We start from the raw sequence: 19,355 nt of genomic DNA on the forward strand, positions 1-19,355 counted from the left end.
CCACCAACGGCGCACGCGAAACCTCCCGGAGACCCCAGTGTGACGGAAGTACTTTAAGACGGTCCCTAACCGGACACAACCGCCTTTCGTTGCTTTCCACCTGGTAGTAAGACACCATGCGATCGCGTCTGCTGGTCCCGCTCACGCTCGCCGCCGTCGTCGTCGCGGCCGGTCTCGCCGGCTGTTCGTCGTCGGCCGAACCCGTCCAGCCCGGCGTGCTGTCGGTCGGCCTCGCCGAACCGGGCACGCTGCTGCCCGCCGACGTCACGGATCCGTCCGGAAGACTCGTCACCGGCGCGCTGTGGACGCCGCTGGCCGACTATGACCCGGCCAGCGGGAAAGTCACGCCGCGCGCGGCCGAATCGATCAGCAGCACGGACCGGGTGACCTGGACCGTGCGGCTGCGTCCCGGCAAGTTCCACGACGGCACGCCGGTCACCGCTCAGTCCTATGTGGACACCTGGAAGGCGATCGCGGGCCTGCACTGGGCAAGCACCCCGGTGCTCACGAAGTCGTTGCGCGCGAAGGAAATCACCGCGGTCGACGCGAAGCAGCTGCGGATCGTGCTCGACCGGCCGTCGAATCAGGTGCCGGCATGGCTGTCCGCGCCCGGGCTGGTGCCGTTGCCCGAGTCGGTGCTGAAATCGCGCGACTGGAACGGGTTCGCCCGCCATCCGATCGGCAACGGCCCGATGCGGCTGGAAGGCGATTGGCAGTACGGCTCCGGCGGCAAGCTCGTCCGGGTCGCCCCGGATCCGAGCCGGGCCAGGGAAATCATGTTGCGCGTCGGCAATCCGGCGGAGCAGTATGACGATGTCAAAGAAGGAAGCCTCGACGTCGCCACGACCGTACCCGGCGAACGGCACGACGCGATGCACACCGATTTCGCCGACCGGCACGCGATGTGGGCGCTCCCGCGCAGCGGGTACCTGGTGTTTCCCGCCGAGGCGACGCGGTTCGCCGACCCGACGGTGCGGCACGCGTTCGCGCTCGGCACCGACCGCGGCGCATTGGAGTCCGGGCCGCTAGCGCATCAGGCGGACGCGGCCAAGGGGCTGCTGCCGCCGATCGTCGCGCCCGGCGAGCGGTCCGGGACCTGCCGTCCGTGCACTTTCGACGGTCCGGCGGCCAAATCCCTGTTGAGCCAAGCGGGATTCGCCGGCGGCGCGACGGTGTTCTACGAAAGCTTCGACGGCACGTGGCCGCAGGCATTGGCCAACGGCCTGTCGAAGAACCTGGGAATCCCGGTCACCGCACAGCGAAAGGCGAACGGGGGCAAGCTGGCTGGACCGTTCACTTGGGAACTCAAGGCCGTTACGCAGAGCCCGTCCGACATCCTCCGCGGACTCGCCGAAGCCGCCGGATACACCGATGCCGGGTTCGCCGCCGACCTCAACTCCGCCGAAACCACCGCGTCGCCGGAGGAATCCGCACAGCTGTACCGGATCGCGGAGAACGAAGCCCTTCGCGACCTCCCGGCGATTCCCGTGTGGACCGGACACGGCCACGCCGTCTGGTCCGCCCGGGTCCACGACGCGGTCACGACGCCGTTCGCCGGAATCGACCTGACCCAGCTGCGCGACTAAACCCGCGCGTGCCGCGTCAGCACCTCGCCGAACGTGGCGGTCAACGGGTCCGGCTCGCTCCGGCCATAAGCGACCAGCTCTCGCCGGATCGGCTTGCCTGGCCGCAAAACCCGGCCGCTGAACTCGGCGGGCAGGACGTTCGCCGGGACCAACGCGGGCCCCAGCCCAGCCGCCGCGAGCAGCGGTGCGGCGGCGGTCTGCTCCGTGCGCACCGCGGGCCGAGGCCGGAATCCCGCTGCCGCGCAGGCAGCGTCGAGGAGTTCCGCTAAGCCGTGGCCAGGCGCGTAGTGCACCCACGCGCAGTCGGCGAGATCGGCCAGCTCGACCGTACCGTCCGAAGTGGACTCCATCGCGCCATCGGCCGGGAGCACCACGACGAACTCCTCGACGCCAAGCGGCCGCACCGGGCCCGTCCAGCCGGCCGGACGCGGCCCGATCGCGAGATCCGCTTCTCCGGCCAGCATCGCGTCGCGCAGCTCGTCGGCGTGGCGGTACTCGAAAAGCCGCACGTCGACGTCCGGCCGCTCGCGCCGCCACACCCGGAGCGCGGGCGGCAGCACCCCGAGGCTCACCGAGTAGACCGTCGCGACCAGCAGTTCTCCGGCGACCTGGCCGGACGCCTGCCGGGCGGCGCACCGGGCGCGTTCGGCGTCGGCGAGCGCGGCGCGGGCGTGCGGCAGCATCGCGCGGCCCATCGGCGTGAGCCGGACCGAACGCGGCAGCCGTTCCAGCAACGGCCCGCCGACGCTGTGCTCCAGCGCCCGCATCTGGTGCGAGAGCGCGGGCTGCGTCACGTGCAGCTGCTCGGCGGCCCGGGTGAACGAACCGGTGTCGACCACCGTGACCAGGTACTCGAGCTGCCGCAGGCTTGTCATAAACCCAGCTTATCGAAGCAGTGAGAAGTAAGCCTTGGATTTATCTCCGCGACGAGGACAGGATCGGAGACATGAGCAGCACACGCGTGGCCCTCGTGGCCGGGGCCAACGGGATCATCGGCCGGAAACTCATCTCTCACCTGCGCACTCTCGACGGCTGGGAGGTGCTCGGGCTGTCCCGTCGCGGCGGGCCGGGCAGTCTCGCCGTCGATCTGCTCGACCCGGCGAGCACCCGAGCGGCGCTGGCCGGCGTCGGCGCGACGCACCTGTTCTACGCGGCGTACCTGGACCGTCCGACGTGGGCGGAACTCGTGCCGCCGAACGTGGCGATGCTGGAGAACCTGGTGAACGGCCTCGACGAAGGCCCGCTGGAACACGTCAGCCTGATGCAGGGCTACAAGGTCTACGGCGCGCATCTCGGCCCGTTCAAGACTCCTGCCCGCGAAGCCGACGCCGGACAGCACATGCCGCCGGAGTTCAACGTGGACCAGCAAAAGTTTCTGGAACGCCGGGCCGCGGCGGGCGGCTGGTCGTGGTCGGCGATCCGGCCGTCCGTGGTCGGCGGGACCACGCTGGGCAACCCGATGAACCTCGCGCTCGTGATCGCGGTCTACGCCTCGATCTCGAAGGAACTCGGCCTGCCGCTGCGGTTTCCCGGCAAACCCGGCGCGTACGACAGCCTGTTGGAGATGACCGACGCGCAGCTGCTCGCCGAAGGGACGGTGTGGGCGGCGACGTCAAGCAGCAACGAAGCGTTCAACATCGCCAACGGGGACCTCTTCCGCTGGCGCGAACTGTGGCCGAAGCTGGCCGCGTACTTCGATCTCGAAGTCGCGCCACCGTTGCAGCTTCCGCTCACCACAGTCATGGCGGACAAGGAACCGCTGTGGACCGAGATGTCGGCGAAGCACGGGCTCACCGCGTCCTACGCCGACGTCTCCTCATGGGCCTTCGGCGACTTCGTGTTCTCCTGGGACTACGACATGTTCGCGGACACGTCGAAGTCGCGCCGCGCCGGTTTTCACTCCTATGTGGACACTGAGCAGATGTTCTACCGGCTGTTCGACGAGTTGCGCCGCGACCACGTCATCCCCGGCCAATGAACGGCATCGTGGTGGCGGTGATGGTGAGGAACTGGACATTGGCGTCCAGCGGCAGTCCCGCCATGTAGAGCACCGCGTCGGCGACGTGTCCCGCGTCGAAGGTCGGTTCCGCCATGAGCCGTCCGTCGGCCTGCGGGATGCCCGCCGCCATCCGCTCGGTCATCTCGGTGGCCGCGTTGCCGATGTCGATCTGTCCGCAGGCGACATTCCAGGCGCGGCCGTCCAGGGAGATCGACCGGGTGAGCCCGGTGACCGCGTGCTTGGTGGCGGTGTAGGCGACGCTCGCCGGGCGGGGCGCGTGCGCGGAGATCGAGCCGTTGTTGATGATCCGGCCGCCTTGCGGATCCTGGTCGCGCATCAGCCGCACGGCCTGCTGCGCGCAGAGGAACATGCCGGTGAGGTTCGTGTCGACGGTGCGCCGCCAGTCGTCGACGGACAGCTCCGCGACCGTTCCGCCGAGCGACACCCCGGCGTTGTTCACCAGCAGGTCCAGCCGCCCCCATTCGCCCTGCACGGCAGCGAACAGCGCCGCCACCGAAGCGGGATCGGCGACGTCCGTGGGCACCACCAGCGCGTTGGCGTCCGGACCGGCCGTCTCGCGCAAGGCGTCCTCGCGGCGTCCGGCGAGCGCGACCCGGTACCCCGCACCGAGCAGCGCCCCGGCGATCCGGCGGCCCAGCCCGGAACCGGCCCCGGTGACCACAGCAGTCTTCTCCGACACGTCGCCTCCTCAAAAATCCGTTCGCCCGCACGCTGCCATATCGCGGCACACTGGACGCATGGGACCACGTGACGCACTGCTCGCCGGGCTCGCCAAGCAACTGGGCCACCCGAGCGGCCGAGCCGGGCAGGCGGTCGTCCGGCTGCTCAACAAGGTCAACCGCACCGAGGTCTCCGGCGCGGTCGACGCACTCGAGATCCGCCCCGGCGAAACCGCGCTCGACCTCGGTTTCGGCGGCGGGATCGGGCTCGACCTGCTCCTGCGCGCCACCGCGGGCGGCACGGTGCACGGCGCGGAAATCTCCGAGACGGCGCTGGCCAGGGCGCGGAAGACGTTCCCGAAAAACCTCGCCGCCGGACGGCTGGTGCTGCACCAGGCCGAAATGGCGAAGCTGCCGCTGGACGACGGGACGATCGATGCCGCGCTGACCGTCAACACGGCCTACTTCATCCCCGACCTCGTGCCCGCGTTCGCCGAAGTCGCCAGGGTGCTCGCCAGCGGCGGCCGGTTCGTCGTCGGCGTCGGGGACCCGGACATGATGCGCAAAATGCCGTTCACCAGCCACGGATTCCGGCTGCGCCCGCCGGAGGAAGTCGGGAAAGCGCTCGTCGACGCGGGTCTCGAACTCCGCCGCCACGACCGGCTCGGCACCGGGCCGCAGGCGTCGCACCTGCTGATCGCCGGGCGATGAACCAAGGCCAGGGCCTTAAGGCGGCGCTGTAGGTGCCGGTGCGGCTCGCCTCTCGGCGCGGGAGCGGACTTGGTCGTCCGTGAGGGGAACCCTCACGGACTCTGATTCCCTCAGGGTTCCCCTCACAGCCCTTCGAATTTGGCCGTGCGGGGAAAGGGGCGGGTCCCCTCAGGCGAGGAACCCGCCCCTTTCTCCGTACCGCTACTTCTTCGGCACGCCCAGCGCGGCCAGCGCCGGACCCGTCATGATCACGCCCTTGCCGGTCACCGCGTCGAACCCGGGCGCGCCGAGGTCGATCGCGCTCGACTCCAGCGCCGTGCGGACCTCCGCCGGGGTCGCGGACGGCTTGCCGGACAGCAGCAGCGCCGCGATCGCCGCCGCGTGCGGGGCCGCTGCCGAGGTTCCGAAGAACGGCTGGAAGCCGGTGACCGAGGTGGCCACGCCGTCCGCCGCGGTGATGTCCGGCTTCGCGCGGGTCGCGCCACCGGTCGAGGAGACGTTGCCCGGGGTCAGCTCAGTGCCGTCGGCGTTGTAGAAGAGGTGCCGCTGGCCGTCGGAGGTGAAGCGCTCCCACTTGCTGGCCGAGGTGAACAGACCCGGGTACGGACCGGCCGGGTTCGCCGGGTCGCCGGTCTCCAGCGGACGGCCGAACGCGGTCGCCGCCGGAGCCGCGGCCACCGAGAACGCCGCGGCCGCCGCCGAGTGGCCCGAGGTCACGCCCGCCGTGCTGAAGCCCTTGAGCGAACCGGAGTCGACGAACCGGCCGCGGACCACGTTGACCGCGAAGAACCGGTCCGCTCCGCTGTACTTGACCACCGCGAGGCGGTAACCGGAGCCGGACGTCGGCACGGTCAGGCTCTCGTACGGATTCTGCGAACCGTCCTGCGGGTTGGCGCTGGAAGCGACGACGCTGCCGGAAGCGTTGAGCAGGAACAGGTCGTAGTCGTTGGCCGAGTGTCCCCACGGGTCCGACCAGAACAGCGTGACCGGCCTGCCGAGCGAACCCGGCGACAGCGGGTCGGTGGTCTGCACGCCGCTGCCGGGGTCGAAGTCGTGCGGGGTGCCGGTGACGCCCGGCAGCGTGGTCCCGGACGAGCGGAAGTCGCCCTCGTAGTAGCCGCTGGTGCCGTCGGTGAGGTTGCCGGAGTTGCCCGCGGAGGAGAAGTAGAGCGCGCCGGCCGCGGTCACGTCGTTGACCGCCTGCGCGACCTGCGTGTCCTGGAACGGCGACTCGTCGAAGTACGCGACGTCGTCGACGATCACCGTGCACTTGCCGGTGGTGCGCAGCGCGCGGATGTTGTCCGCGAAGCTCGACTCGCTGGTGAACGCGGTCGCGAAGCCGAGCGCCGCGCCCGGGGCGAGGTCGTGGACGATCTCCAGCATCGCGGTGCCTTCGTCGCCGCTGCCCGCCTGGCCGGGCAGCACGTCGACCGCGGGGAGTTCGCCGGCGTCCTGCGACTTCTTCAGCGAGTTGACGCCGTCGGAAAGCACGCAGACCTTCACGCCGGTGCCGTTGACGCCGTACTGCGTGCGGGCGGTGTCCGCGCCGTGTGCTTTGTCCCCTTCGGACACCTGCACGGCGGCGACGGCCTTCTTGGCCAGCCGCTGGCGCTGCGCGTCCGGCTCGTTCCAGGTCATCGCCTGCGTCGCGGGCTGGACCTGCTGAACGTCGCCGCGCGCCGCGATCCGGTCCACCGCATTGAGCGGCAGCTGGGCGCGAACCGAGCCATTGGCCGATGTGGACTGAACGGTGCCGCCCGCGGCGCGCACGGCCTTCGCGATCGCGGCGCCCGCGGTGCCGGCGATGTCCACCGAGACCGTGCCAGCCTGGTTGACCGGCAGGCCGGTGCGGTAGTCCGGCAGCAGCGCGGCGAGCCCGCGGTCGGCGCGCAGGCGCTTCTCGACGACGAGCTGGCTGGACTGCTTGCGCTCAGCCGGGCTGAGCGTCTTCTTGATCCCCTGCAACGCGCTGATCCCGGCTCCGGAGCGCGCGTTCGCCGTGTCCGCGGCGGACGGCTGCGCGGCCGCGACCCCGCTCCCGGCGAGCAGCACCCCGACCGCCAGCGGCGCGGAGTACGCGACCACCCGGCTCGTTCTTCTCATGACAACTCCTGTCCTCGCCCCCGGCCACCGACTGTGGTCACGTGAATCTAAATAGCGACACCGACAAAGACCACCGACCAAAGTGGTATCTGCCCGGATGGCCCATCTGGTGAGACTCCAACGGCCCCTTCCGCGCCCTGAAACGGAGCTGGCACTCTGCTCTGGTGGCGAACCTGGGGAGGGATTTCGCGCGGCTGTGGACCGCGTACGCGATCAGCACGGCGGGCAGCACGGTCGGCGCGGGCGCGCTCGGACTCGTCGCGGTCCTCGTGCTCGACGCGCCCGCGTGGCAGGTCTCCCTGATCACCGCCATCTCGGCCGCCGCCAGCGCGGTGCTCGCTTTCCCGCTCGGACCGCGCGTCGAGTTCGCCCGGAAGCGTCCCACCATGATCGTCGGGGACCTGGCCCGGTGCGCCGCGCTGGCGAGCGTGCCGGTGGCGGCCGCACTGCACGTGCTGACCATGCCGCAGCTCTATGCGGTCGACATCGTCGTCGCCACCGCGGCCGTCATCTTCTCCGCGGCCAGCGGTGCGCACCTCAAAGCCCTTGTCACGCCGGACCAGCGGGCTGTCGCATTGAGCCGCTTCGAGAGCACCGATTGGGTCTGCTGGTCGGCCGGTCCCCCGTTGGGCGGCGTCCTGATCAGCGCGCTGGGAGCGACCGCGACGATGCTCATCGACGCGTTCTCGTTCCTGCTGTCAGCGCTCGGAATCCGTCGGTTGCGTACGCCGGAACAGCCTCCGGTGGTCGCTTCGGACCCTTCGCGACGAGGCTTCACCGACGGATGGCGTTACCTGCTGCGCAGCCCTGAACTACGGCCGCTGTTCTTCAACTCGGTGTTGTTCAGCGGCGCGGTCCTTTGGGTCACGCCGTTGCAAACCGTGTTGATGCTGCGGGATCTCGGCTTCGCGCCGTGGGAATACGGGCTCGTGCTCGGCGTCCCCTGCCTCGGCGGACTTATCGGCGCCCGGCTCGCCCCCATGCTGAGCACTCGGTACGGCGTGCAGAAAGTGTTGTGGTGGACCGGTTTCGCCCGCACCCCATGGCTGTTCGCGGCCCCGTTCGCCTTCCCCGGACCAGCCGGAATCGCCCTGCTGATCGCCGCCGACCTCGGGCTGCTGCTGGTCGCGGGCATCTTCAACCCGACCTATTCGGCGTACCGGCTGACGATGATCGACGACACCGTCCTGACCCGAACGCTCACCGCCTGGTCCACCGGAACCCGCACGGCCAAACCGCTTTTCATTACTTTGGGCGGGATCGCCGCCGGGGTCTTCAGCGTGCGCTTCTCGCTGGGAATCGGCGCCGTGCTCTGCCTGCTCAGCGCTCTCGCGCTGCCTGCCCGCCGGGTGCGCTGATCCGTCTTTGTCGGTGGTGGCGGTTACCGTGTCGACCATGTTCAAGATCGACCGCGCGACCGCTGCCGACGCCGCCGCGCTCACCGACCTCATGCACTCGTCCTCGGCCTATCAAGGCCAATACGCCTCGATCCTGGAGGGATACGCCGTCACCCCGGATTACCTTCGCCAGCACCAGGTTCTGGTCGCCCGCGGCCCCTCCGGGCCGCTCGGGTTCGCCGCGCTCGCCGATGCCGAGCTAGACCTGCTGTTCGTCGCCGACGAAGCACAGGGCACCGGCCTTGGCGCCCGGCTGGTCGAACAGATCCTCGACGTGGCAAGGGAACTCGGGCTGGCCGAGGTGCGCGTGGTGTCGCATCCGCCCGCGGTGAAGTTCTACGAACGCGTTGGCGCCCGCCGAGTCGGGACCATCCCGCCGAAACCGCCGAAGATCTCGTGGTCCCGGCCGGAACTGGTGTTCTCGTTGCCCTTGCCCGAAAACGACAGCGCCCCGGCCCGCGAAACCACCGCGGGCCAGGGCGAGTCGTCGAAGAATCAGAAGTTGATCATATGACCGGCCAGTCCGTGCACCGCTTCCTTCACCGCTTCGCCCAGTGTCGGATGGGCGTGCACGTTGCGAGAAATTTCGTGCACCGTAAGGTCCCACTGCTGCGCCAGCGTCAGCTCCGGCAGCAGCTCCGTCACGTCCGGGCCGATGAGGTGCGCGCCGAGCAGTTCGCCGTACTTCGCGTCGCTCAGCACCTTCACGAAGCCCGCCGCGTCGCCGAGGCCGTGCGCCTTGCCGTTCGCCGTGAACGGGAACTTCGACACCTGAACGTCAAAGCCCTTCTCGCGCACCTGCTCCTCGGTCCAGCCGAAGCTCGCAATCTGCGGCTGGCAGTAGGTCGCGCGCGGGATCATCACGAAGTCCAGCTCCATGGTCTCCGCGCCGGCGATCGTCTCCGCCGCCACGATGCCCATCGACTCCGACGCGTGCGCCAGCATCAGCTTCGCGGTCACGTCGCCGATCGCGAACAGGTGCGGCACGTTCGTCCGGCCACGGCCGTCGATCGCGATCGCCCCGCGCTCGGTCAGCGCGACGCCGGTGTTCTCCAGCCCGTAGCCCTCGACGTTCGGCCGGAACCCGATGGCCTGCAACACCTTGTCGGCCTCGAGCACCTGCTGCTCGCCGTTCTTCGACACGGTCACGGCCACCTTGGCCCCCGAGTCGTCGATCGCCTCGACCTTGGTGCCCAGCAGCACCTTGATCCCCAGCTTGCGGTAGCGCTTGGCCAGCTCGGCGGACACCTCGGCGTCCTCGAGCGGCACCATCCGGTCGAGGAACTCGACGATCGTCACGTCCACGCCGTAGTTGCGCAGCACGTACGCGAACTCCACGCCGATCGCGCCCGCTCCGGCGATCACGATGCTGCCCGGCAGTTCGCTTTCGAGGATCTGCTTTTCGTAAGTGACCACGCGCTCGCTGCGCTGCGTTCCCGGCAGCAGCCGCGCCGTCGCGCCGGTCGCGATGATGCCGTAGGTGAAGGAGATCCGCTCGCCGTTCACCTCGAGGGTGTTGGCGTCCACGAAGGTGCCGCGCCCGTTGTACTCGGTGATCTTGTTCTTCTTCATCAGGAAGTGCACGCCCTTGACGCGCCCGTCCGCGACCTTGCGGCTGCGCTCGTACGCCGCGGTGTAGTCGAACCGGATCTCCCCGTCGGAGGAGATGCCGTAGGTCGCGGCCTCCTCCTTCACCGTGTGCGCCAGCTCGGCGTTGCGCAGCAGCGCCTTCGAAGGGATGCAGCCGACGTTGAGGCACACCCCGCCCCAGTACTTCTCTTCCACGACCGCCACGCTCAGCCCCAGCTGCGAAGCCCGGATCGCCGCGACGTACCCACCGACTCCGGCCCCGAGGACCACCACGTCATAGTCTGCGCTCATACCGTTGAAACTACCCGCCACGCCCGCGCGGGGCGGCGTGACGGCGCCCGCTTTCCGACGAGCGGCCGCCCCGACGTGGCGTCGGCACGCAGCCCACTCCAACGCACCAAGATCGAACCGGGCACATCCCCCGCACCGGGACAGCGCCCGGTTCCCAGCCGCGCATCCGCCTCAGCAGCGATGCCCGCCCAGCAGCCGCGCCGCATTGTCCACAGTGGCCGCCCCGAACCGGCCGCTCAGACCGGCGGCCGCACGCCCCGGATCCCGGCCAGCAGCTCCGTCACCGCGGCCATGATCCGCGTAGTCGCCTCGTCCAGCACGTCCCTGGTCAGCTCGCGTCCGCGCAGATCGTCGAGGTCCACCGGCTCTCCGGCGACGAACTCGATCGTCGGCCGGGGCAGGACGCGCGGGAACCAGGAGCCAGCGGGCAGCAGCTTGTGCGTGCCCCAGTTCGCGACCGGGACCACCGGCACCCCGGTCTCCAGCGCGATCCGCGCGGCACCGGTCTTGCCCTTAGCGGGCCAGCCGTCCGGATGGGCGGAGAGCCCGGCCTCCGGGAAGATCGCCACGCATTCGCCCGCCCGCACCGCGGCGACGGCGTCGCGGTACGCGCCCGCGGCGGTCGGCGCGCCGCGGTGCACCGGGATGTGCTTGCCGGACCGCATCACCGACCTGATCACCGGCGCGTTCCAGAGGCTCGCCTTCGCGAGGTACCGCGGCACCCGGCCGGAGCCGAGGCAGAACGCGGTGAGCGTCGTCGGGTCGGCGTTCGAGAGGTGGTTGGAGGCCACCACCACCCCGCCCGTTTCCGGGATGTTCCGCGCGCCGCGCACGCGGAACCGGCTCGTCGCGGCGAGCAGCTGCCACACGACCTCGATCGCGAAGTGGTACCAGGCTCCCCGGCCGGACCGGGCGAACCGCCTGCCGTACGCCTGCATGCCGCGGAAGCCGAGCAGCTCCCCTTCGAGCGGGGTCCAGTTGTCCCGGGTCCGGGTGCGCAGCGCCATGAGCGTCATTCGTAGCGGAAGACGCCCCGGTTCGGTGCCGCGCGAACCCCGGACGCGGCACGGATCACACTCGCTCGAGCACCACCACGGGGATCTCGCGGTCGGTCTTCTTCTGGTAGTCGTTGTAGGCGGGCCACACGGCGGCGAGCTTGTCCCACAGCCGGGCGCGCTCCTCGCCGGTCGCGGTCCGGGCGCGCGCGGTGAACTTGTCCGCCCACACCTGCACTCCGACCTCGGGGTTCTCCTGCAGGTTCAGGTACCAGCCAGGGTGGTTTTCCGCGCCGCCCTTCGAGGCGACGATCACCGGGTTGCCGTCGTCCTCCTGGTAGATCAGGGCGAACTTGCGGTCCTGCCCGGTCTTGCGGCCCTTCGTGGTGAGCACCAGCGTCGGCACGCCTTCCTGCCAGTCGTGCCCGACCTGCCCGTCGGTCTCCTCGTAACGGCGAACGTGCTCGTCACCGAACAGCATGCGGATTTCCTTTCGTTCGACTTCCGCGCTCGACAGCCCGGACGTGCCCTCCCACCCTGCCGCGAACCGGTCGGTCGCGCTGATCAGCTCGTGCAGCGTGCCCGGCTCGTCGAAGGCGTGCCCGGCGTCGCCGATCATCTTCAGCTCGGCGCCCGGCAGCACCTGCGCGAGTTCCCAGGCGGTGGTGGCGGGAGTGACCACGTCGTACCTGCCCTGCACCAGAACGCACGGGATGCCCGACAGCTTCCCGGCCCCGCGGATCAGCTGGTCCGGGGCGAGCCAGCCGCCGTGCCGGAAGTAGTGGTTCTCGATCCGCGCGATCGCGAGCGCGAACTCCGGCTCGCCGAACGCGGCCACCACCTCGTCCTGCGGCGTGAACTTCACCGTCTCGCCCTCCCACCGGCTCCACGCGAGCGCGGCGGGCCCGTGCACGTTCGGGTCCGGGTGATTCAGCAGTTCGTGGTACACCTCCAGCAGGTCGCCGCCGCGGCGCGCGTACGGCACCGGAGCGAGGAAACGCGACCACGCCTCCGGGAACATGCACGCCGCGCCCCCGCCGAAAAGCCACTGCACTTCTTTCAGCCGCAGCGTCGCGACGCCGCGGAGAATCAGTTCGGTCACCCGCTCCGGATGCGTTTCCGCGTACGCGAGCGCGAGCACGCTGCCCCACGAGCCGCCGAACAGCTGCCAGCGGTCGATGCCGCGGTCCTCGCGGAGCTGCTCCATGTCGGACACCAGGTGCCAGGTCGTGTTCACCGACAGGTCGACGTCCGGCTCGCTGCAGTGCGGCGTGCTCCGGCCACAGCCGCGCTGGTCGAACAGCACGATCCGGTAGCGCTCCGGGTCGAACAGCCGCCGGTGCCGCGCGGACGCGCCGCCCCCGGGACCGCCGTGCAGGAACGCGACCGGTTTGCCCGCGGGGTTGCCGCATTCCTCCCAATACAGCGTGTTGCCGTTGCCGACCGGCAGCATCCCGTGGTCGTACGGATCGAGTTCCGGGTACAGACCGAGCATGCAGCCACTATGCCCGACCTCGGCCGCATCCCGCTGGGGGTCCACTGTGGACGCGCGGACGCGGCCAGGGTGCTCCGGTTAGGCTTACCTCATGGCGAAGGTACTGGTGGTAGAGGACGACGCGGCGATCGGCAGCGTCCTCGACTCCGCACTGCGCGGGCACGGCCACACAGTGCAATGGTGCCGGGACGGCCGCAGCGCGCTGCGCGAGACCGCGGCCGATCTCGTCCTGCTGGACCTTGGCCTCCCGGACGTCGAAGGCGTAGAGGTGTGCCGGCGGCTGCGTTCGGCGATTCCGGGCGCGGTGCTGGTGATCCTCACCGCACGGGCGGACGAAATGGACGTCGTGGTCGGGCTGGAGGCCGGTGCCGACGACTACCTCACCAAGCCCATCCGGCTGGCCGAACTGCTCGCCAGGGTGCGCGCGCACCTCCGCCGCGGCGCGCCGGCCGCACCGTCGACGCCGCTCGTGCGGATCGGCGCGCTGGAGGTCGACATCGCGAGCAGGCGGGTCAGCCTGAACGGCCGGGAGGTCGCGCTGCGGGCGCGGGAGTTCGACCTGCTCGCGCGGCTGGCCGTCCAGCCCGGGCAGGCGGTGAGCCGCGACACGCTGATGTCCGACGTGTGGGATTCGCACTGGCACGGCTCCACCAAAACGCTCGACGTGCACATCGCCGCGCTGCGCCGCAAACTCGCGTCGGCCGCCGAGTCGCCGTACGAGGTGCCGAGGATCGCCACCCTGCGCGGGCACGGATACCGGCTGGAAGGGGACTGACCGGAGTGCGCCGCCGGATCGTGACGCTCACCGTGCTGGCCGCGGTGCTGGCCACGAGCCTGTTCGGGCTGCCGCTCGCCATCGGGGCGCTGTGGTACTTCCGCACGCACACCACGGCCGCGCTGGAACGGGCCGCCGACGGCGTGGCCGTCGAGGTGTCCGACGCGCTCGCCGCCGGCCAGCCCTTCACCATCCCGGACAACGAGGACGGCGCCGAGGTCGGCGTCTACGACCCGTCCGGCAAGCTCCTCGCCGGGACCGGCCCGACGACCGCGGACGACGTCGTGCGCGGAGTAGCCGCGACGCGCGACGACATGGTCAACCAAAAGGTCGGGGACGAGGACGTACTGGCCGTCCCCGTGCTGACCGGGGCCCGCATGACCGGCATCGTGCGCGCGGCGCTCCCCCGCTCCGTGCTGACCCGCGACGTCGGCATCACCTGGCTGGTGATGGCCGGCTGCGCGATCGGCGCGGTCCTAGCGAGCTGGCTGGTCGCCCGCCGCATCGCCGCGCGACTGACCCGTCCGCTGGAAGACCTGGCCTGCGCCGCGACCCGGCTCGGCGAGGGCGATTTCTCCGCGCGCTCGCCACGTTCCGCAATCCCCGAAATCGACCGCGTGGGCGCTGCCCTGGACGTCACCGCGACCCGCATCGGCGAAACGCTGGAACGAGAACGCGCTTTCTCCGCCGAAGCTTCCCACCAACTGCGCACCCCGCTCGCCGGCCTGCGCCTGCAACTGGAATCCGCCCTGGAAACCCCCGGCCGCGACCCGTATGCCGCGGTACGCGCCGGAATCACCGCCGCCGACCGGCTGGAACGCACCGTCGAAGACCTGCTGGCGCTGTCCCGGGAACGCCGCGCTCCACGCGACCGGCTGGACCTGACCGCGCTCCTGGAAGAACTGGCCGACACCCCGCTGCCCGGCGGCCGGGAACTACGCCTGGAAATCACCGACCCGCCACCAGTCCGCGCGTCGGCCCCCGCCGTCCGGCAAGTGCTCGCCGTCCTGCTGGACAACGCACTGAACCACGGCGAAGGCACCATCACCGTCCGAGCCCGCGACGCCGGTGGCGCTCTAGCGGTGGACGTCGTAGACGAGGGCCCGGACCTGGGCGAACGCGACCCGTTCGCCGACCACACCCCCGGCGGGCACGGCATCGGCCTCCGACTGGCCCGAAGCCTGTCCGAAGCCGAAGGCGGCCGACTGCGCCTCTCACGGCCCGATCCGCCGACGTTCACGCTGCTGCTTCCGGAAGCACCCGCTCCCTGACCCAGCCCAGACGGCCGCGGTGCGACCGGCGACGGACAGACACCGCCCGAGCAGCCGATACCCGGCCACGGCACCACGATCGGGACCGCACCGCGCCCAGCCGTCCTCGCCAGAACCGCTCTCGGCCCCCGCGCGCACGACAGCGGCCCTCACGTCGGCCCGCATCACTGGCACAGCATCCAGCGAACGCGCCTGCTCCCCGGCCCTCACCCACGACCCGCAGGCACGCCAGCCGACCCCCACCCGCAGTTCCAGACCTCCCTCCCCGCCCCCTGACCAGCCCAGCCAAACCGCCGCCGACAACCCCCATCCCCGATCACTTACAGTCAGGACCGGCCCGAACGCCGACCCGAACCGGCCCAGGCCTCCCACCACCCCGCGGAACCGACACCGAGAGCGCAATGAATCACCCACCACCGCCGTCAATCCACAACAGATCTCGGTTTTCGGGGCGCTTCTCGATCGATACCGTGGCTCGAAGCCGACATCGACGTCACGATTCACTAGGAGCCGCCCGGTGAGCACCACCTCCCCCCGTCCCGCGCGCGGGCGGCTCGGCACCGCGGTGCTGCGCCGCAAACCGGTCACCGAGCTGGTGGCCGAGGCGGATCACGGGCCGTTGAAGCGGTCGCTCGGGCTCAGTCAGCTGACCATGCTCAGCATCGGCGCGACCCTGGGCAGCGGGATCTTCGTGGTGCTCGGCGAGGCGGTTCCGGTGGCCGGGCCCGCGGTGGTCGTTTCGTTCGTGCTGGCCGGGATCACCGCGTTGTTCTCCGCGCTGTCCTACGCCGAACTGGCCGGCATGATCCCGCTTTCCGGGTCCTCCTACTCCTACGCGTACGCGACGCTCGGCGAGCTGGTCGCCTGGGTGTGCGGCTGGTGCCTGGTGCTGGAGTACGGCGTCTCCGTCGCGTCGGTCGCGGTCGGGTGGGGGCAGTACGTCAACGAACTGCTGCATCTCGCATTCGGTGTCGCGTTGCCGGAGGCGCTCAGCGGGCCGCCGGGGGACGGTGGGCTGGTGAACCTTCCGGCGATTGTCGTGGTGCTGCTGGCGATGGTGCTGCTGCTGTCCGGCGCGAAGGAGAGCGCGCGGGCCAACGCGGTCATGGTCGTGGTGAAGATCGGCACGCTGATTCTGTTCTGCGCCATCGCTTTCACCGCAGTCCGGGCGCAGAACTTCACTCCGTTCCTGCCGCTCGGGCTGGCGGGAATGAGCGCGGGCGGGGCGAAACTATTCTTCTCCTACATCGGGTTCGACGCGGCTTCCACCGCCGGCGAGGAAGCGCGCAACCCGCAGCGTGACCTGCCGCGCGCGATTCTGTTGTCGCTCGGCATCGTCACGGTCCTGTACTGCCTGGTCGCGGTCGCGGCGATCGGCGCGTTGCCCTGGCAGGAGTTCGGCGACCAGCAGGCCGCGCTGTCGCACGTGCTGACCACCATCACGAGCAACCCGCTCTGGGCGATCCTGCTCGCGATCGGCGCGATCGTGGCGATTTCCAGCGTCGTGCTGACCGTGCTCTACGGGCAGACGCGAATTCTGTTCGCCATGTCCCGCGACGGGCTCGTGCCGAAGGCTCTGTCCACAGTGCACCCGAAGACCGGTGTGCCGCGCACCAACACGCTCGTGGTGTCCGGTTTCGTCGCGGTGCTCGCCGCCTTCATCCCGCTCGGCAAGCTCGCCGACGCCACCAGTATCGGGACGTTGTTCGCGTTCGGGCTGGTCAACGTCGCCGTGCTGATCCTGCGCAAGCGCCGTCCCGAAGCCGAGCGCACCTTCCGGGTGCCGTTCTCGCCGGTCACGCCGATTCTCGGGGTGATCTGCTGTGCCTACATGATGTTCAGCCTCGACGGGGCAACCTGGATCGTGTTCGGCGCGTGGATGCTGCTCGGTCTCGTCATCTACTTCGGCTACAGCATCCGCCGTTCGCGGCTCGCGGAGGTCCGATGATCATCGCTGTCCACCAAGGACCGCACGAGCGGCTGCCCGAGGCGATGGCCGCTGCGGCGGAGCGCGGTGCCGAGCTGGTCGTGACCGCGGAGATGGGTACGACTGGCTACAACATCGGCGCGAAAGCCGTCGCCGAGCGGGCCGAAGCGGCGGACGGGCCGCGCGCGGGCGAGCTGGGCGCGTTGGCGGCCGAGCACGGGGTCGCGTTGGTCTACGGCTATCCCGAACGCGACGGCGACGCGGTGTACAACTCGGCGCAACTGCTGTCCGCGCAAGGGGAACGGCTCGCGAACTACCGCAAGACGCACCTGTTCGGCGACCTCGACCGCGACCAGTTCTCGGCTGGGGACGAGCCGGTGGTGCAAGCTGACCTCAACGGTCTCCGCGTAGGCATGCTGATCTGTTACGACGTTGAGTTCCCCGAGCTGGTCCGCGCGCACGCGCTCGCGGGCACGCAGGTGCTGCTCGTGCCGACGGCGTTGATGCGGCCGTACGAGCGCATTGCCGACCTGCTCATTCCGGCTCGCGCGCACGAAAGCCAGCTGTACGTCGTGTACGCGAACCGCTGCGACGACGAAGGCGAGCTGAGCTACTGCGGACGCTCGACAGTCGCGTCGCCGGACGAAGTCGTCGCGAAGACCGGGCCGGGCGAAGAGCTGCTGTTCGCTGAAATCGACCCGGCCGTGCTCGCTCAAGCGCGAGCCGAAACCCCGTACCTGGCCGACCGACGGCCGTCGCTGTACCGCTCTCTCACCGAAGGACCCCGGGCATGACCTCCGCAGTTCCCGCCGCGATCCACGCCGAGGAACCGGCCGGGCGGCCGATCACGATGTTCGGCCCCGATTTCCCGTTCGCCTACGACGATTACCTCGCCCATCCGGCCGGGCTCGGCACCGTGCCGGAGCAGGTGCACGGCACCGAGGTCGCGGTGATCGGCGGCGGCCTCTCCGGCATCGTGGCCGCCTACGAGCTGATGAAGCTCGGGCTGCGGCCGGTCGTGTACGAGATCGACGGGATCGGCGGGCGGCTGCGCACGCACCGCTTCCCCGGGCTTCCCGACGACGTGGTCGCCGAGATGGGCGCGATGCGGTTCCCGCCGTCCTCGACGTCGCTGTTCCACTACATCACCAAGACCGGGCTGGAAACCACGCCGTTCCCGAACCCGCTTTCGCCGGCGACGCCGAGCACAGTGGTCGATCTCAAGGGCGAGAGCCACTACGCGCGCACGCCCGAGGATCTGCCCGGCGTATACGGCGAAGTGGCGAAGGCGTGGCAGCGCACGCTGGACGAGAACGCGTCGTTCGCCGAGATGCAGACCGCGATCCGCAATCGCGACGTCGCGACCGTCAAAAAGATCTGGAACGAGCTGGTGCCCCGGCTCGACAACCAGACCTTCTACGGATTCCTGTGCGATTCCCCGGCATTTTCGTCGTTTCGGCATCGAGAGATCTTCGGCCAGGTCGGATTCGGCACCGGCGGCTGGGATACCGACTTCCCCAACTCGATTCTCGAAATCCTCCGGGTGGTCTATACCGGCGCGGACGACGAGCACCGCAGCATCGTCGGCGGCAGCGAGCAGCTTCCGCGGCGGCTGTGGGAGCGCGTCCCGGAGCACCTCGCGCACTGGCCGTCCGGCACGAATCTCGCTGCCCTGCACGAAAACGGCCAGCCGAGGCCCGGGGTCACCCGGCTGCACCGCACCGCGCCGAACAACATCACCGTCACCGACGCCTCCGGCCACATCCGCACGTTCGGCGCCGCGGTGTTCACCGCGCAGAGCTGGATGCTGCTGTCGAAGATCGAATGCGACGAGGCGCTCTTCCCGATCGACCACTGGACGGCCATCGAGCGCACCCATTACATGGCATCCTCCAAGGTGTTCGTGCCGGTCGACCGCCCGTTCTGGCTCGATCCGGACCCGGTCACCGGCCGCGACACGATGAGCATGACGCTCACCGACCGGATGCCGCGCGGCACCTACCTGCTCGGCGACGACCCGGACCGGCCCGCGGTGATCTGCCTGTCCTACACGTGGGCCGACGATTCGCTGAAGTGGCTGCCGCTCAGTGTGTCCGACCGGGTCGAGGTGATGCTGCAGTCGCTGCGCGAGATCTACCCCGGCGTCGACGTTCGGCGGCACATCGTGAGCGACCCGGTGACCGTGTCCTGGGAGGCCGAACCGCATTTCATGGGGGCGTTCAAGGCGAACCTGCCCGGGCATTACCGGTACCAGCACCGGCTTTTCACGCACTTCGTGCAGGATTCACTGCCCGAGCGGCACCGCGGCTTGTTCCTCGCGGGCGACGACATTTCGTGGACAGCGGGCTGGGCCGAGGGCGCGGTGCAGACCGCGCTCAACGCGGTGTGGGGCGTGCAACGGCACTTCGGCGGCGCGAGCGATCCGGCGAATCCCGGTCCGGGCGACCGGTTCGCGGACCTCGCCCCGCTCGAACTCCCGGACTGACCGGAGCCGTCAAGCGATACCGCGCGGTAGCAGCCGAACGTGTTTCCGCG

General features: G+C 70.1%; 16 protein-coding genes and 1 pseudogene. 10 read left to right on the forward strand and 7 right to left on the reverse strand.

All coding sequences use genetic code 11. The features are described 5' to 3' along the window. The first annotated feature begins 116 nt into the window (after positions 1-116). Positions 117-1,586 carry an ABC transporter substrate-binding protein gene (locus ACFSVL_RS20760; RefSeq protein ID WP_378306535.1) on the forward strand — a complete coding sequence of 490 codons (1,470 nt, stop codon included), beginning with the start codon at positions 117-119 and terminating at the stop codon, positions 1,584-1,586. Here ACFSVL_RS20760 and ACFSVL_RS20765 read toward each other — a convergent pair. Then, on the reverse strand, positions 1,583-2,461 hold the full coding sequence (locus ACFSVL_RS20765) for a LysR family transcriptional regulator (RefSeq protein ID WP_378306537.1): 879 nt from the start codon (positions 2,459-2,461) through the stop codon (positions 1,583-1,585). The two genes, ACFSVL_RS20760 and ACFSVL_RS20765, sit on opposite strands and share 4 nt — an antisense overlap. 71 nt (positions 2,462-2,532) lie before the next feature. Here ACFSVL_RS20765 and ACFSVL_RS20770 point away from each other — a divergent pair, with 71 nt between their 5' ends. Then, entirely contained in the window at positions 2,533-3,564 is a 1,032-nt protein-coding gene (locus ACFSVL_RS20770; protein ID WP_378306539.1) for an SDR family oxidoreductase, read from the forward strand. On the opposite strand, the gene ACFSVL_RS20775 is transcribed toward ACFSVL_RS20770, so the two are convergent. Continuing rightward, positions 3,548-4,285, reverse strand: a complete 738-nt coding sequence (locus tag ACFSVL_RS20775; RefSeq protein ID WP_378306541.1) for an SDR family oxidoreductase — start codon at positions 4,283-4,285, stop codon at positions 3,548-3,550. The two genes, ACFSVL_RS20770 and ACFSVL_RS20775, sit on opposite strands and share 17 nt — an antisense overlap. A 58-nt stretch (positions 4,286-4,343) precedes the next feature. Between ACFSVL_RS20775 and ACFSVL_RS20780 the strand changes: the two genes are divergently transcribed. After that, a complete protein-coding gene (locus ACFSVL_RS20780; protein WP_378306543.1) occupies positions 4,344-4,976 on the forward strand; it encodes a class I SAM-dependent methyltransferase in 633 nt (210 codons plus the stop codon). A 201-nt stretch (positions 4,977-5,177) separates the two neighbouring features. Here the strand turns inward: ACFSVL_RS20780 and ACFSVL_RS20785 are convergent, their stop codons facing one another. Next, positions 5,178-7,079: a S8 family serine peptidase gene (locus ACFSVL_RS20785; protein WP_378306544.1), complete on the reverse strand. Its 1,902-nt coding sequence runs from the start codon at positions 7,077-7,079 to the stop codon at positions 5,178-5,180. Positions 7,080-7,243: 164 nt separating this feature from the next. On the opposite strand from ACFSVL_RS20785, the gene ACFSVL_RS20790 reads away from it, so the two are divergent. After that, positions 7,244-8,437 carry an MFS transporter gene (locus ACFSVL_RS20790; RefSeq protein WP_378306546.1) on the forward strand — a complete coding sequence of 398 codons (1,194 nt, stop codon included), beginning with the start codon at positions 7,244-7,246 and terminating at the stop codon, positions 8,435-8,437. A 37-nt stretch (positions 8,438-8,474) separates the two neighbouring features. Beyond that, positions 8,475-8,990: a GNAT family N-acetyltransferase gene (locus tag ACFSVL_RS20795; protein WP_378306548.1), complete on the forward strand. Its 516-nt coding sequence runs from the start codon at positions 8,475-8,477 to the stop codon at positions 8,988-8,990. On the opposite strand, the gene lpdA is transcribed toward ACFSVL_RS20795, so the two are convergent. From lpdA to pip, 4 genes and pseudogenes are all read right to left on the reverse strand, one after another. After that, positions 8,972-10,357, reverse strand: coding sequence for a dihydrolipoyl dehydrogenase (gene lpdA / locus ACFSVL_RS20800; RefSeq protein ID WP_378306550.1), 1,386 nt, complete (start codon positions 10,355-10,357; stop codon positions 8,972-8,974). The genes ACFSVL_RS20795 and lpdA overlap by 19 nt on opposite strands. Positions 10,358-10,593: 236 nt before the next feature. Beyond that, positions 10,594-11,373, reverse strand: a complete 780-nt coding sequence (locus tag ACFSVL_RS20805) for a lysophospholipid acyltransferase family protein (protein ID WP_378306552.1) — start codon at positions 11,371-11,373, stop codon at positions 10,594-10,596. 55 nt (positions 11,374-11,428) lie between these two features. Then, a complete protein-coding gene (locus ACFSVL_RS46635; RefSeq protein WP_449224384.1) occupies positions 11,429-11,833 on the reverse strand; it encodes a nitroreductase family deazaflavin-dependent oxidoreductase in 405 nt (134 codons plus the stop codon). Positions 11,834-11,908: 75 nt separating this feature from the next. Then, a pseudogene (pip, locus tag ACFSVL_RS20810) lies at positions 11,909-12,847 on the reverse strand (prolyl aminopeptidase); the annotation flags it as partial. 91 nt (positions 12,848-12,938) lie between these two features. Between pip and ACFSVL_RS20815 the strand changes: the two are divergent. The 5 genes from ACFSVL_RS20815 (at position 12,939) to ACFSVL_RS20835 (ending at position 19,305) form a co-directional block, all read left to right on the forward strand. Continuing rightward, a complete protein-coding gene (locus tag ACFSVL_RS20815) occupies positions 12,939-13,622 on the forward strand; it encodes a response regulator transcription factor (protein WP_378306556.1) in 684 nt (227 codons plus the stop codon). 5 nt (positions 13,623-13,627) lie between these two features. Beyond that, complete coding sequence (locus tag ACFSVL_RS20820; RefSeq protein WP_378306558.1) at positions 13,628-14,893, forward strand: sensor histidine kinase; 1,266 nt, start codon at positions 13,628-13,630, stop codon at positions 14,891-14,893. Positions 14,894-15,410: 517 nt separating this feature from the next. After that, entirely contained in the window at positions 15,411-16,841 is a 1,431-nt protein-coding gene (locus ACFSVL_RS20825) for an amino acid permease (protein WP_378306560.1), read from the forward strand. Further along, on the forward strand, positions 16,838-17,614 hold the full coding sequence (locus ACFSVL_RS20830; protein WP_378306561.1) for a carbon-nitrogen hydrolase family protein: 777 nt from the start codon (positions 16,838-16,840) through the stop codon (positions 17,612-17,614). The genes ACFSVL_RS20825 and ACFSVL_RS20830 overlap by 4 nt, the downstream gene beginning before the upstream one ends. Continuing rightward, a complete protein-coding gene (locus ACFSVL_RS20835) occupies positions 17,611-19,305 on the forward strand; it encodes a flavin monoamine oxidase family protein (protein WP_378306563.1) in 1,695 nt (564 codons plus the stop codon). Before ACFSVL_RS20830 ends, ACFSVL_RS20835 begins: the two co-directional genes overlap by 4 nt. The last annotated feature ends 50 nt before the right edge of the window (positions 19,306-19,355 follow it).

Source organism: Amycolatopsis silviterrae (assembly GCF_042684085.1).
Classification (GTDB): Bacteria; Actinomycetota; Actinomycetes; order Mycobacteriales; family Pseudonocardiaceae; genus Amycolatopsis; species Amycolatopsis silviterrae.